The sequence below is a fragment of the Arthrobacter sp. Edens01 genome (assembly GCF_001307035.1).
GTDB lineage: Bacteria > Actinomycetota > Actinomycetes > Actinomycetales > Micrococcaceae > Arthrobacter_B.
Window position 1 is genome coordinate 637,653 of record NZ_LKIU01000002.1, and the last position, 13,048, is coordinate 650,700.

At 66.7% G+C, this 13,048-nt stretch carries 13 protein-coding genes; 8 read left to right on the forward strand and 5 right to left on the reverse strand.

Annotated features, from left to right (window positions below):
• Positions 1 to 296: 296 nt before the first annotated feature.
• The 4 genes from AO716_RS03385 (at position 297) to AO716_RS03400 (ending at position 4,628) form a co-directional block, all read left to right on the forward strand.
• Positions 297 to 1,832, forward strand: coding sequence for a S1C family serine protease (locus tag AO716_RS03385; RefSeq protein WP_055239523.1), 1,536 nt, complete (start codon positions 297 to 299; stop codon positions 1,830 to 1,832).
• A gap of 217 nt (positions 1,833 to 2,049) precedes the next feature.
• Entirely contained in the window at positions 2,050 to 2,889 is an 840-nt protein-coding gene (locus AO716_RS03390; protein WP_200907579.1) for an electron transfer flavoprotein subunit beta/FixA family protein, read from the forward strand.
• Between the two features lie 48 nt (positions 2,890 to 2,937).
• On the forward strand, positions 2,938 to 3,882 hold the full coding sequence (locus tag AO716_RS03395) for an electron transfer flavoprotein subunit alpha/FixB family protein (protein ID WP_055239524.1): 945 nt from the start codon (positions 2,938 to 2,940) through the stop codon (positions 3,880 to 3,882).
• Positions 3,879 to 4,628 (forward strand): PIG-L deacetylase family protein, encoded by a 750-nt coding sequence (locus tag AO716_RS03400; protein ID WP_055239525.1) that lies wholly within the window; start codon positions 3,879 to 3,881, stop codon positions 4,626 to 4,628. Before AO716_RS03395 ends, AO716_RS03400 begins: the two co-directional genes overlap by 4 nt.
• Here AO716_RS03400 and AO716_RS03405 read toward each other — a convergent pair.
• From AO716_RS03405 to AO716_RS03415, 3 genes are read right to left on the reverse strand one after another with little or no spacing between them, the layout of a single operon-like run.
• Positions 4,625 to 5,428, reverse strand: coding sequence for a class I SAM-dependent methyltransferase (locus AO716_RS03405; protein WP_055239526.1), 804 nt, complete (start codon positions 5,426 to 5,428; stop codon positions 4,625 to 4,627). The genes AO716_RS03400 and AO716_RS03405 overlap by 4 nt on opposite strands.
• Before the next feature lie 15 nt (positions 5,429 to 5,443).
• On the reverse strand, positions 5,444 to 5,911 hold the full coding sequence (locus AO716_RS03410) for a tRNA (cytidine(34)-2'-O)-methyltransferase (RefSeq protein ID WP_055239527.1): 468 nt from the start codon (positions 5,909 to 5,911) through the stop codon (positions 5,444 to 5,446).
• 23 nt (positions 5,912 to 5,934) lie between these two features.
• The gene (locus AO716_RS03415; RefSeq protein ID WP_160317902.1) at positions 5,935 to 6,903 is read right to left on the reverse strand and encodes a J domain-containing protein; all 969 of its coding nucleotides are present in this window, start codon (positions 6,901 to 6,903) and stop codon (positions 5,935 to 5,937) included.
• A gap of 243 nt (positions 6,904 to 7,146) precedes the next feature.
• On the opposite strand from AO716_RS03415, the gene AO716_RS03420 reads away from it, so the two are divergent.
• Genes AO716_RS03420 through AO716_RS03435 form a run of 4 tightly spaced genes read left to right on the forward strand, consistent with a single transcriptional unit; the run spans position 7,147 to position 11,000 of the window.
• A complete protein-coding gene (locus AO716_RS03420; RefSeq protein ID WP_055239529.1) occupies positions 7,147 to 8,373 on the forward strand; it encodes a cysteine desulfurase family protein in 1,227 nt (408 codons plus the stop codon).
• A complete protein-coding gene (gene mnmA, locus AO716_RS03425) occupies positions 8,370 to 9,506 on the forward strand; it encodes a tRNA 2-thiouridine(34) synthase MnmA (protein ID WP_055239530.1) in 1,137 nt (378 codons plus the stop codon). Before AO716_RS03420 ends, mnmA begins: the two co-directional genes overlap by 4 nt.
• 56 nt (positions 9,507 to 9,562) lie before the next feature.
• Positions 9,563 to 9,943: a chorismate mutase gene (locus AO716_RS03430; protein WP_055239531.1), complete on the forward strand. Its 381-nt coding sequence runs from the start codon at positions 9,563 to 9,565 to the stop codon at positions 9,941 to 9,943.
• On the forward strand, positions 9,927 to 11,000 hold the full coding sequence (locus AO716_RS03435) for a hypothetical protein (RefSeq protein WP_055239532.1): 1,074 nt from the start codon (positions 9,927 to 9,929) through the stop codon (positions 10,998 to 11,000). Before AO716_RS03430 ends, AO716_RS03435 begins: the two co-directional genes overlap by 17 nt.
• Before the next feature lie 24 nt (positions 11,001 to 11,024).
• On the opposite strand, the gene AO716_RS03440 is transcribed toward AO716_RS03435, so the two are convergent.
• The gene (locus AO716_RS03440) at positions 11,025 to 11,705 is read right to left on the reverse strand and encodes a DUF4166 domain-containing protein (RefSeq protein WP_055239533.1); all 681 of its coding nucleotides are present in this window, start codon (positions 11,703 to 11,705) and stop codon (positions 11,025 to 11,027) included.
• 47 nt (positions 11,706 to 11,752) lie between these two features.
• On the reverse strand, positions 11,753 to 13,045 hold the full coding sequence (locus AO716_RS03445) for a DUF58 domain-containing protein (protein ID WP_055239534.1): 1,293 nt from the start codon (positions 13,043 to 13,045) through the stop codon (positions 11,753 to 11,755).
• Between the last annotated feature and the right edge of the window lie 3 nt (positions 13,046 to 13,048).

Here is a 13,048-nt window from a genome sequence, read left to right on the forward strand (position 1 = left end):
TCCACGACAATCCTGTCGATGCTGCAACGGACTGCAGGGCGGATGTACCCCTGATTCTAGGGGTGGCCCCACCGCCCGTCCACCAAGAAACCGTATCCTACAAAGCTGGTGGTTGACCTTATGTACCGGCGGCTGACTAGGCCCGACGGCGCCGATACCACCCGGCTCCCGTAGACGAACGCTTTCGGGGAATTCCCAGCGAGTATCCAGAAACCTTGTGCCTTTGTCACAGGGTGCACTGTCATAGTGGATGGGTCGATACTTACGGGTACAGCAATCTTGAAAGGACGGCCCATATGAGTGAGCACTTTGGGGGCAGCGAAGGCCCGCAGCGGCCGTTGCCTCCCCGTCCGCCGGCGCCGCCGTCGTCCTCAGTTCAGCCGGAGCCTTCAGCACAGCCTGGGTCCCAGGTTCCGCAGGAACAGCAGGGCGGTTCCGCGGCAGGTTCCGCCCCCACCGCAGCCGGCGCCCACGCGGCCGGCGGGGCAGCCTCCCGGGACGCGTCCTGGACCCAGACACAGCCGGCGTTTTACGGTCCGCCTGCGGCCCCGCCCGGGAACGGCGGCGGGTACCAGGATCCGAACTACGGCGGCGGGTATTCCGGCTCCGCTTATCCGGCGAATCCGGGCAAGCGCCGCTACGGGACCGGGACGCTGGTAGGCGCCATGCTTGTTGCCGGCCTGCTGGGCGGAGGCGTGGCCGTAGCAGCCAACTCAGTGATGGGTAACGGCAATGCCACGGCGGGAACCACCGGCCAGTCCCAGACAGTGGTGGTTAATGACCGGGATGACGTCAACGCCATTACGGCCGCCGCGGTCAAGGCATCGCCGAGCGTGGTGACAATCGAGGTTTCGGGCTCGGGCGCATCCGGAAGCGGCTCGGGCATCATCCTGGACGATGACGGCTACATCCTGACCAACACGCACGTGGTGACCCTGGGCGGTACCGTGGCCACACCTACCATCGAGGTCCAGACCGAAGACGGACGGGTGCTCTCGGCAACCGTTGTCGGGACAGACCCGCTCTCAGACCTCGCGGTCATCAAGGTGGATGCCCCGGACCTGGTTCCGGCGACGCTGGGCGATTCGGATGAACTGAACGTGGGCGACTCCGTGATCGCAATCGGTGCTCCTCTGGGGCTCTCCGGCACGGTAACGGACGGAATTGTTTCCACGCTCAACCGCACCATCAGCGTGCAGTCCTCGGCGGCACCGGAAAACGAGTCGGACACCGCTCCGGAAGACGACGGGTTCGGATTCCGCTTCGCCCCGCCGGACGGCTCGTCACAAAACCAGAGCTCAGCGGCGTCGTCCATCTACCTGAACGTCATCCAGACCGATGCCGCCATCAACCATGGAAACTCCGGCGGTGCCCTGGTAAACACTGACGGTGACGTCATAGGCGTGAACGTGGCGATCGCTTCTGCCTCCAGCACCGGCAGCGGCGAAGACAGCGGAAACATCGGCGTCGGGTTCGCCGTACCCGCCAGCTACGCGCAGCGTGTGGCCGACGAGATCATTGAGAACGGGTCGGCCACGCACGGCTTCCTGGGCGTTTCCGTCACACCGGCGACGGGCGCGGGCTCATCGTCTTCCTTCACCATTGGAGCCGCCATCGCGGACAACCCCGCCAGCGGCACCCCGGCAGCGCAAGCCGGCCTGCAGAAGGGGGACATCGTCACGGCGGTGGACGGCATCCCTATCACGGACGCTAAGTCGCTGACCGCGGCGATCCGCATGCAGCCGGCCGACAGCAAGGTGACGATTGACTACGTCCGCAACGGACAGGCCGAGAGCACCGACGCAACGCTGGGCGACTCAGCGGACCAGTAACTATAAAACCGGATTGGCTCCGGGCCCCTGGCGCAAGCCGGGGGCCGGAGCCAATGTGCATATATGCGCAGTGCGAAGCGCTTCCGCGGCGCCGGGCTTTCACCGCCGCGGTATTCGAGCCGGGGCGCTGCGTGTGATTAGCTTGAATCTGTCACCGCCGACGGGCGGGGGATTGCCGGGATCCGACCGGCGGAATCTTCCTACAGGAAAGGCCGGAATGCAGGAGTCAGCCAACAGGCCGCTGAACATTGTTGTTTTGGTGAAGCACGTCCCGGACACCCAGTTTGACCGGCAGCTTGCCGGACCGGACCACACCCTTGACCGCTCGGAGAGCATCCTCTCCGAACTGGACGAATATGCGCTTGAAGCAGCGTTGCAGCTGGCCGAGGAACGCGGCGGCGAGAAGCGCGGCAACTCCGTTACCGCCGTCACAATGGGCCCGTCCGCAGCAGCGAACGCAGTCAAGAAATCACTCCAGATTGGTGCATACAAGGGCGTCCACCTGCTGGATGACGCACTGGCCGGTTCCGATGCCGCCGGCACGTCCCTGGCCCTGGCCGCCGTCGTGAACCACCTCAACGCCACCGCCGGACCCGTGGATCTGGTCATAACCGGGATGGCTTCCACCGACGGCGAGACGTCGCTGGTTCCGGCCCAGCTCGCCGAACGGCTGGGTTATGCCCAGCTCACGTTCGCTTCCGAGCTGGAGGCCGCAAACACCGCCTCCGGCCCAGGGCTGAGGGCCCGCCGCGACGGGGATTCCTACTCCGAAATCGTCGAAGCCCCGTTCCCGGCCGTGGTTTCAGTCACCGACCAGGCCAATGAACCGCGCTACCCCAATTTCCGCGGCATCATGGCGGCGAAGAAGAAGCCGGTAACCGTCCTGTCCCTGCAGGAAATCGGGGTGGACTCTGCCCAGGTTGGCAAAGCCGGTGCCTGGACCTCGGTTGCTGCCTCCGCTCCGCGCCCTGCACGCGGGCAGGGAACGATCATTACCGACGACGGAAACGCCGGCGTAGCGCTGGTGGACTACCTCGCCTCGCAGAAACTCATCTAGCACGTCCCTTACGGCGCTGCCGCGCCTGTACCCCTAGGAGAGCGCCCAATGGGCTCCGTACTGGTCTTCATTGATGTTCCGTCCCTTCCCCTTCCGCGGGCCAGCCGTGAGCTGCTGGCCCTTGCTGCCACCATCGGCACCCCCGCAGTCGCGTCCCCGCAGCCTCTTTCCGAAGATGCCGCCGCGGAGCTTGCCGGCTACGGAGTGCAGCGGATCTTCGAACCCAGCCAGCCGCTGCCTGAAGTCCTGGTAGCCGCCAAGGCTGCGTTCCTCGCTGAGGCCGTCCGCGCAGCAGCACCGGATGCCGTCCTGCTGGGCAATTCCTTTGAGGACCGTGAGGTGGCGGCACGCGCCGGAGTGAAGCTCGGCTCCGGAGTGATTACGGACGCCGTCGCCGTGGCGCCGGACCTGGCCGTCACAAAATCCGTTCTGGCCGGTTCCTACACTTCCACCTGCCGTGTCGAAACCGGCGTTCCCATCATCACGGTGAAGGCCAACTCAGTGGAACCTGCGGAGCGGGGCGCAGCCGGATCACCCGAACGCGGCCTCGTGACTGTCCCCGAGACAGGACCGGCGGCGGTTGTGATGGAACGGTCCGAGAAGCGCGTCAGCGGACGGCCGGAGTTGTCCGAGGCCCGCGTGATCGTGGCCGGCGGCCGCGGCCTGGACGGGGACTTTGGTCCGGTGGAGGAACTTGCAGACCTGCTCGGCGGTGCAGTGGGCGCCTCCCGTGCGGCGACGGATGCAGGCTGGATTGAGCATTCGGCCCAGGTGGGCCAGACCGGCAAGACTGTCTCGCCCCAGCTGTACATCTCTGCCGGCATCTCCGGTGCGATCCAGCAGAAGGCCGGTATGCAGACCGCCAAGGTGATCGTCGCGGTTAACAAGGACGCCGACGCCCCCGTCTTTGAAATCGCGGACTTCGGTGTTGTGGGCGACGTCTTCAAGGTGCTGCCGCAGGCCGCGGAGGAGATCCGGAAGCGCCGGGCGTGAGCGCATTCCCAACCGGAGTCCCTGGGCGCGTCCTCGCGTTCGCCGCGCACCCGGATGACATCGACTTCGGTGCCGCCGGGACGCTCGCCAAATGGTGCGCCGCGGGCGCCGAAGTGACGTACTGCATCATGACCTCCGGGGACGCCGGCGGATTCGAACCAGGTGACCGGGAAGGCGTGACGGCGCGGCGCAATGCTGAGCAGCGCGCCGCAGCGGACATCGTCGGGGCCGGGGAAATCCATTTCCTGGGGGAGCGGGACGGCTTCCTGGCCGCCGATCACGAGGTTGTGGGCAGGACCGTGGAGCTGATCCGCCGGGTGCGTCCCGACGTCGTGCTTTCGATGCACCCGGAACGGAACTGGTCCCGTCTCCAGGCCAGCCATCCTGATCATCTGGCCTGCGGCGAGATCGTGACCAGGGCGGTATACCCTGCGGCCGAAAATCCCTTCGCCTACCCCGAGCTCGCCGCCGGCGGGCTCGAAGCATACAAGGTGCCGTGGCTTTTCTTTTACGGAGCGCCGCGCGAGCGCGAAAACCACGCCGTTGACATCACCGCGGAAGTGGACCGCAAGCTCTCAGCCATCCGGGTCCATGCCAGCCAGCATCCCGACCTCGCAGGCATGGAGTCCGCGGTGCGCTCATTCCTGCAGGAAAACGCCGTGCGCCATGGCCTGCCCGAAGGCGCCAGCGCGGAGGTCTTCCACGCGGTGGGAGTCAACACCCCCGCCACGATCGCAGGTTTCTAGGGTTTGACGGCCGTTACGATCAGGGTGTCGGCATTGAGCGTGTACTCCTCGCCCAGTTCTGCGAGGAACGCCGTGCGGACGCGCTCGGCGGCACCGGGGTCGGCGGGCAGCAGCTGACGGAGCGGGCTGCCCATCACCAAAGCCCAGGCCAGGTCCTGGCTCAGTGCCACCGGAACCGGGGTGTGAACGGCCTTCACTCCGGTCAGCCCGGCGGACTGCAGCCGGTCCGTGGCCTTTTCCGGGGTGTTGATGCTCAGCATGTTGTCCCGTGAGCCGCCGCTGGCTTCCGGCAGCTCCACGCCTTCGGCGGCGCAGTGGCGGAAGAGAGCGGAAGTGAATTCCGTGAGCGCGCCCTCAGCCCAGGTGCTAAGCGCCAGGCGGCCGCCGCTTCGCAGCAGGGACACCAGATGGCGAAGCCCCGCGTCCATGTCCGGGAGGAAGAACACGGCGTAACCGCACAGAACGACGTCGTACTCCGTGTCCGGCTGCCAGGAGAGTACATCGGATACGTGGAACGAAGCGTTTTCCAGGGACAGCGTCTGGGCCTTCGCAGCCGCCACTTCCAGCAGCTCCGCTGAGAGGTCCACCGCGTCCACGACGGCTTCCGGGCCGGCGCTCTGCGCCGCCGGCACCGTGATGGCTCCGCCGCCGCTGCAGGCGTCCAGGACGCTCTCACCCATGCTCACATCGGCCGCGGCCACCAGGGCATTGCCCATTGGGTTCCACAGGGACGGGGCGAGGCGTTCAAAGTCGAGTGCACCGGCGTTGAAGGTCTCGGCAAGGGGATGCTGCTCGGGCATGGTGTGTCCTTTGGCTTAGAGCTGGGCACCTGCGAAGCCGTGCTGGCGCCAGGCTTCGTAGACAGCAATGGAGGCGGAGTTAGCGAGGTTCAATGACCGGAGGGAGGGCAGCATGGGCAGCCGGACGCGGGCCGTGACGTGCGGATCGTTTTTTACTTCAGCGGGCAGGCCTACCGATTCGGGACCAAAGAGCAGCACGTCTCCGGGCTGATAGGCGACGTCGGTATATGAGGTATCCCCGTCCGAGGTGAAGGCGTAAACCCGTTCGGGCTGCAGCGCTTTCCAGGCAGCTTCCAGATTCGGGTGCACACGAAGCACTGCCAGGTCGTGGTAGTCCAGCCCGGCGCGGCGCAGCTTTGAGTCTTCAAAATCAAAACCCAGGGGCTCCACCAGATGGAGCTCGGCGCCGGTAATGGCGGCAAGCCGGATTGCGTTTCCCGTGTTGCCGGGGATTTCAGGGGTATAGAAGAGGATGCGGAACACGTCTTTATCCTATGCCCGCGCCGCTACTGTTTCGCCGCATCAAGGAGGGCGCCCAGCACGGGAAGGAGCACTGTGTTCGGCTGAGGTCCGGTACTGAAGAATCGGCGAAGGTCCCGGGCAAGGGTTCCCGGGTTCACGACGTCCACCGGAGCTGACTCAGGAAGATTGGGCGGTGAGTCGATGACGGGTTCAAAAGGGTTCTGGTTGGCGTTGTGGAGTACCAGCCAGCCGGAGACCCGGACGTCCGGGAACCTCTCCTGCAGTGTCCGGACGGCGTCGTCCAGCCGAAGCGATCCGACTGCATGCCCGCGGTGGCGCAGGGTATTGCCGTCCCAGTACCAGGCCCCGGGAGAGGCCATCATCGAATCGATGACCGCCATCCGGTACCCGCCGAGCAGGACATGGCCGATCTCCAGCACCCCTCCCCGGCGGCCGCTGTCCGGAATTCGCAGACTGTTGACCAGCCTGCCTGCCGGGTAATCCGGGAGAAGGGAGTTGGCCAGCAGCCCGATAGTCAGGTTTTCAGCGTCGTACCGGGAACCGGCAGATGAACCCATCCGTTTGAACAGGCCGGGTCGTTCCGGCTCGCCGTTAACCTGGCGGCTGATCATCGCCAGGGGAATTGCCGGCGGCCGCTGAGGGGAAAAGTCGGGTTCAAAGACCGGAGACTTACCAAAGTCGGGGTTTGGTGCCGGTCGTCCGGGACGGCCCGGGGCGGTGCCGGCGCCGGTTCCCGCAGGACGGGCAGGGGAGGAGCCGTTTGGTGCGGCGCCGGTGCCGGCATGACCCAGACGCCGGTCGTAGGCGCTTCGCTGGAGCGGATCGGACAGTACCTGGTATGCCTCGGATACGAGGTGGAAGAGCTCGCTGCTGCCGCCCTGGTCCGGGTGGGACCGGCGGGCTGCACGACGGTAGGCCGACTTGATCTGCTCGCTCGTCGCGGACGGCGTGAGTCCCAAAACCTCATACAGCGATTGGTTTGGGGGAGTCACTGCTGGTCCTCTCGATAGCGAGTCGTCGGCGGCGGCATCCCGGCGCGGGTCCGTGGTGCCATACCTGCACATCACGGTGCAGGCACCGGTATAACGCTGCAGGCCGCGGATTAGTTCGCAGCCTGGCGGAGAGCCAATTCTAGCGTTCGAAAAAGGGATGCAGACGCATCGGCTGCAGGCCGGTTTGGTGAAGGACTCCGGGGCGCGGAGCGCCGAAGGAGCACAAGCCGTTAGAATTGTCTGGTGCCCGTGTACCTCGACCACGCGGCGACCACGCCGATTTCGGCTTCGGCCCTCGCCGCACTCACCTCCGAACTGAGCCGCAGCGGCAATCCTTCCTCGCTGCACGGCTCCGGCCGGCGTGCCCGGATGGTTGTTGAAGACTCCCGGGAAACCCTTGCCGCCGCGCTGGACTGCCATCCTTCCGAAGTCATCTTCACCTCCGGTGGCACAGAGGGGGACAACCTGGCAGTCAAGGGACTGTACTGGTCCCGCCGCGACGCAGATCCGCGGCGGACCCGCATCCTGTGTTCCCCGGTGGAACATCACGCTGTGCTTGACACGGTGGAATGGCTCGAAAAGCATGAAGGCGCCGTCGTTTCCTGGCTGCCCGTGGACTCGGACGGCGTGGTCAGCCTCGACGCGGTGCGCCGCGAGCTGGAGGAACACGGTGGGGAGACGGCACTGCTTACGGTGATGTGGGCGAACAACGAGGTTGGTGCCATCCAGGACATTCCGGCCCTGGTTGAACTCGCGCACGCCCACGGCGTACCCGTGCACTCGGACGCGGTGCAGGCCTTTGGCGCCGTTCCCGTGAGCTTCCGCGAATCCGGCCTGGACACCATGGCGGTCAGCGGACACAAGATTGGCGGCCCTGTGGGAGTCGGTGCGCTGGTAGTGGGACGGGCAGTGAAGCTCACGCCGGTGCTGCACGGCGGCGGCCAGGAGCGGGACATCCGTTCAGGAACCCTGGACAAGCCCGGAATTGCCGCGTTTGCTGCGGCGGCCCGGGAAACCACCGAAAACCTGCAGGAAGAAGCCGCACGGCTGCGCACTCTGCGCGACTACCTGATTACCGCCGTCGAACGCACGGTTCCCGACGCAGTACTCCGGGGACCGCGCGACGACGAGGCGGGCACCCGCAGGCTGCCCGGCAACGCCCACTTCACCTTCCCCGGGTGCGAGGGAGACTCCCTGCTTTTCCTCCTGGATCTTGCAGGGGTAGAGTCGTCCACCGGCTCGGCGTGCACCGCCGGCGTGCCCCGGCCCTCCCATGTGCTGCTTGCCATGGGACTAAGTGAGACCGAGGCCCGCGGGGCCCAGCGCTTCAGCCTGGGGCATACATCCACGGCTGACGACGTTGATGCATTGATAGATGCCCTGCCCGAGGCCTATGAGCGGGCCAAGAAGGCCGGCATGGCGGGCAGCGAAAGCAGCATTCGAACAGCAGGGACAGGTTTTATCTCATGAAGGTTTTGGCAGCAATGAGCGGCGGAGTCGACTCCGCCGTAGCCGCAGCAAGGGCAGTAGAGGCAGGGCACGACGTCGTTGGGGTCCACCTGGCGCTCTCCCGGATGCCCGGTACGCTGCGCACCGGCAGCCGCGGCTGCTGCACCATTGAAGACTCGCGTGACGCCTGGCGGGCCTGCGACATCCTGGGGATCCCCTACTACGTCTGGGACTTCTCCGAACGCTTCAAGGAAGACGTGGTGGATGACTTCGTCGCCGAGTACGCGGCCGGCCGCACCCCCAATCCGTGCATGCGCTGCAACGAACGCATCAAGTTCGCTGCCCTGCTGGAGAAGGCACTTGCCCTGGGATTCGACGCCGTCTGCACCGGCCATTACGCCAAGGTGATCACCGACGCCGACGGCAACCCGGAACTGCACCGCGCCGCTGACTGGGCAAAGGACCAGTCCTATGTGCTCGGTGTGCTGACCCACGAGCAGCTCAGGCACGCCATGTTCCCTCTCGCTGACACCCCGTCCAAGGCGGAGGTGCGGGCTGAGGCTGAGCGCCGGGGCCTGTCTGTGGCCAACAAGCCCGACAGCCACGACATCTGCTTCATTCCCGACGGCGACACCCGCGGCTGGCTCGAAGAGCGCATCGAAATGACCGAGGGCGAGATCGTGGATCCCACCGGCGAAACCCTCGGCACGCATCCCGGTGCCAACGCGTTCACCGTCGGCCAGCGCAAGGGCCTGAAGCTGGGCCGCCCGGCTGCCGACGGCAAGCCGCGCTTTGTACTGGAGATCCGGCCGAAGGAAAACAAGGTCATTGTCGGACCGGAAAAGCTGCTTGAAATCGACCAGATGCGCGGCATCAAGGTCTCCTGGGCCGGGCTGCCCATCCGTGAGATAGCCACCGGGGAAACCTTCGAGTGCACCGCGCAGGTCCGCGCGCACGGCGACCCTGTTCCCGCCACCGCCTGGATGGAAACAGGGGAGGACTCCCGCAGCGAGCTCGTGGTCCGGCTGAAGGATCCCATGCGCGGAGTGGCCCCCGGGCAGACCGTGGTGATCTACCAGGGCACCCGGGTGCTGGGCCAGGCCACGATCGACTCGGCACGTTCCCTGCAGTGGGACCCCGCAGCAGTCTCCTAGCCCCGGCCGCCGTAACCTGCGCCGGTGCCGGCCGTCCGGGACCCTAAACTGGAGTCATGAGTACTGCACCAGCTGACGACGACTTCGACCCCAAAGCCAGCTCCCTTTCCGGCAAGGTGGCCGACGAGGTCATGGACGAGCTGCTTGCCATGCGCAGCAGCATCGACAACATCGATGCGACGCTGGTGTATCTGCTGGCCGAACGGTTCAAGGCAACCCAGCGGGTGGGGCACCTGAAGGCCGAGCACCACCTGCCCCCGGCTGACCCAGGCCGTGAAGTTGCACAGATCGCCAGGCTCCGGCGGCTGGCGGAAGACGCCCACCTGGACCCGGCCTTCGCCGAGAAGTTCCTGAACTTCATCATCAGCGAGGTCATCCGGCACCACCAGGCCATCTCCGAGACCCGCAACGGCGGAAGCAATGACGCAGGAGCCTGAAACTTCCCAGCCGGCCCCGCCGTCCGGGGTCACAGCTACGGCAGCGGGCACCTGGCCCGGAACAGATCCGCTGGAAGCGGCGAAGACCATCCGGGGCGAACTGGGTGAGCCGCACCTGCCCTTCCTGGTGGAACTGCCCCAGCGGGGCCCGGGTGCCGACGCCACCGGACGTACCGCCGCACTGCTCGTGGAGCTCCCGGTGGACCTGCAGCCGCATGGCTGGCGCCTGGTGGACCGTCCCGGCGTCGACCACCGCCGCGCAGTTTCGCTGCTCTCACGGGACATCAACACCCTTGCCGACGTCATCGGCGAGGAGGAAGCACCTGGCTCTGCCCTGAAGGTCAGCCTCCGGGGACCGCTTTCCCTGGCCGCTTCCCTTTACCTGCACAACGGTGAGCGGGCGCTTTCGGACGCCGGTGCCCGCCGGGAGATCGCCGAATCCCTCGCCGCAGGTGCTGCCGGTTACGTTGAGCGGGTCAAATCCATAGCACGGGGAGCAGCGATTACGGTTCAGCTGGATGAGCCCCTGCTGGACCGGGTCCTGAGCGGACGCATTCCAACAGCGAGCGGCTACCGGACGCTGCGGTCGGTTCCGGCACAGGAAGCCTCACAGACATGGACTGCACTGCGGGAGACCCTGCTGGCAGCCGGTGCAGGCGAGGTCGTCCTGAATCTGCCCTCCGCGGAGCATGGCCGGCCCGGATCGGGGCTGGACCTTGCACTGGGAGCAGGGGCCGACGGCGTTGCGCTGCCAGCCCGCGGTCTTTCCAGCCGTGACTGGGAAGGACTCGCAGAAGCGATCGAGGCCGGGAAGCAGATCTGGCTGGGCATCCTGCCGCTTCCCGCCGCCGGTGCGGCACCCCGCCAGGTAACGGGGCTCGTTGAGGACGTCACCGGACCGTGGTCCCGGGTGGGACTGCCGCTGCGGGACCTCCAGGCACTTCGGATCATGCCCGACGGTGACCTGGCGGATCTTGCGCCGTCCAGCGCCAGGCGTGTCCTGGAGCGGCTGGCCCAGACCGCATCGGCCCTGGACCAGCTGGCCGCCGAAGGCTAAGGCCCGTCCTTCCGGAGAGCAGGCCTAGAGCCGCCGTTCCCACTTCTCGGGTTCCACATCCGGTGGAAGCACACCGTCGAAGTCCCGGTATTCGTAGCGGAAGCTGCCGTCATAGACGAACACGGTGCCGAGCTGCCGCTGGCGCACCAGGGTCCGGATCCGGAACATCCCGGATTCTGCGTCCCACCACTGCTCGGCGTGGGCGTCGGCGCCGGCGAGGACCGGGACCGGCACCCGCAGCCGGCCCAGGAACAGCCGGGTGTGCGGGGAGTGCATGTGCAGCCTGCCGTCCGCAGAGACGGAAAGCTGAAGGTCCGTGGCCAGGTTCCGGCGCCTGCCCACATAGTCCGTCAGCCCCGCGGGGGAGGTCAGGGACGTGGTGTCCTCGAAGATCCGCTCGGCGCGGTCAAAACTGAAAGTACGCACCGCCGTTAGCGAGGACCGCCCAAACGGGTCCAGATGTGCATAGTTGCGGATCGTAAACGGAACGGCGCGGCCGTAATCGGGGAAGAAAGCATTGGTCACCGGCAGGGCAGACATCAGGGGCCGCAGTACCGGGCGGGGGCTGCCGGCGACGTCGAACACTCCGGTTCCCACTCCGTACCGCTGCTCGCCGGGAGCCAGCGAGAAGTAATCCTGCAGTTCGGGCTGAAGCCGGTCGAAATCGGCGCCCAGCGCCCGCTGGTATACGGACCCGTCAGTCATTCCTCCACACTACGCCGCCGGACCGGCTGAACGGTCCGCGGACGCAGCTAGAGCCTGCCGGAGGCCTTCAGCCGGATGTACATATCGGCCAGCTTCGGAGGGAGCTCATAAGGCGGTTCATCCACCACTTCAGCTCCCATTGACTTCAGCTGCGCTGTTACGGCTGCCCGGTCCAGCAGGGCACGTTCGGCTGCTGCCGCCCGGAACACGTCCGCGGCGCTTCCACGCCGGGAACGGAGGTCATCCAGTGCCGGATCCCGCACGGAAGCCACCACCACCACGTGCTTGGCCAGCAGGGCCGGAAGCACCGGAAGCAGCCCCTCTTCCACCGCTCCGGCATCCAGGGAGGTAACCAGCACAACCAGCGAACGCCGCGATGACACGGAGGAAATGATTCCCGGCAGCAGCGAGAAGTCGGCCTCAATGAGTTCGGCGTCCAGTGGCGCCATCGCCCCGGCCAGCCGGCTCAGCAGGTTCGCCTTCGCGGCAGAATCCACCCGTGCCCGCACGCGGCGGTCAAAGGCGACGAAGTCCACCCGGTCCCCGCCGCCCTGTGCGAGCATCCCCAGAAGCAGGGCAGCTTCAATCCCCGTATCCAGGCGGGGTTCGTCGAGAATCCGCGCGGCTGCGGTGCGGGAAGTGTCCAGCGCGATGATGACCCGGCGGTCCCGTTCCGGGCGCCAGGTTCGTACCACCGTGTCCCGCCGCCGCGCCGTTGCCCTCCAGTCGATAGAGCGGACATCGTCGCCGCGCACGTAATCACGCAGGGAATCGAACTCTGTGCCCGCTCCGCGCAGCTGCACGGAGGCGTTGCCGTCGATTTCCCGCAGCCTGCGCAGTTTCGCCGGCAGGTGGCGCCTGGACCGGAACGGGGGCAGGACCCGCAGCGTGCCCGGGTAGGGAACGGTCCGCTGCCGGGCCGCCAGCCCCAGCGGGCCAAAGGAACGAACAGTAACCGAAGCGGTCCGAAGGTCGCCGCGCCGTTCAGGGCGCAGGGTTCCCGGTGCCCTTCGTGCTTCCCCGGCCGGGACCGTGAGGCGGCGCTGGGGCTGGAGCTGGCCGGCCGACGGCTGCCAGGCATCCCGGATGACGGCGTGGAGAGTGCGGCCGGAGCCATTGCGGACCACCAGTGCAGCAGGGACGTCTTCATCCAGCCGGGCACTTTCCGGCAGGACGCGTTCCAGCCGGACCTTCAGCGGGGACGCCGCCAGGGCCAGGTCCAGTGCTGCGGCCGCAGCAAGCACACCGAGCCAGCCCAGTATGCTGACCGGTCCAGGGAAGAGCACGACTGCCACGGCGCCGGCGGCTGCCAGAAGGACCAGTCGGGACGAGATGGCCATCGG

Excerpts from the sequence above, each read along its gene's own strand:
- AO716_RS03430 (WP_055239531.1), top strand. The coding sequence starts at position 9,563 with ATGAGTACTGCACCAGCTGACGACGACTTCGACCCCAAAGCCAGCTCC.
- AO716_RS03405 (WP_055239526.1), bottom strand. The coding sequence starts at position 5,428 with ATGCCCGAGCAGCATCCCCTTGCCGAGACCTTCAACGCCGGTGCACTC.
- AO716_RS03395 (WP_055239524.1), top strand. The coding sequence starts at position 2,938 with ATGGGCTCCGTACTGGTCTTCATTGATGTTCCGTCCCTTCCCCTTCCG.
- AO716_RS03440 (WP_055239533.1), bottom strand. The coding sequence starts at position 11,705 with ATGACTGACGGGTCCGTATACCAGCGGGCGCTGGGCGCCGATTTCGAC.
- AO716_RS03445 (WP_055239534.1), bottom strand. The coding sequence starts at position 13,045 with ATGGCCATCTCGTCCCGACTGGTCCTTCTGGCAGCCGCCGGCGCCGTG.
- AO716_RS03435 (WP_055239532.1), top strand. The coding sequence starts at position 9,927 with ATGACGCAGGAGCCTGAAACTTCCCAGCCGGCCCCGCCGTCCGGGGTC.
- mnmA (WP_055239530.1), top strand. The coding sequence starts at position 8,370 with ATGAAGGTTTTGGCAGCAATGAGCGGCGGAGTCGACTCCGCCGTAGCC.
- AO716_RS03390 (WP_200907579.1), top strand. The coding sequence starts at position 2,050 with ATGCAGGAGTCAGCCAACAGGCCGCTGAACATTGTTGTTTTGGTGAAG.
- AO716_RS03385 (WP_055239523.1), top strand. The coding sequence starts at position 297 with ATGAGTGAGCACTTTGGGGGCAGCGAAGGCCCGCAGCGGCCGTTGCCT.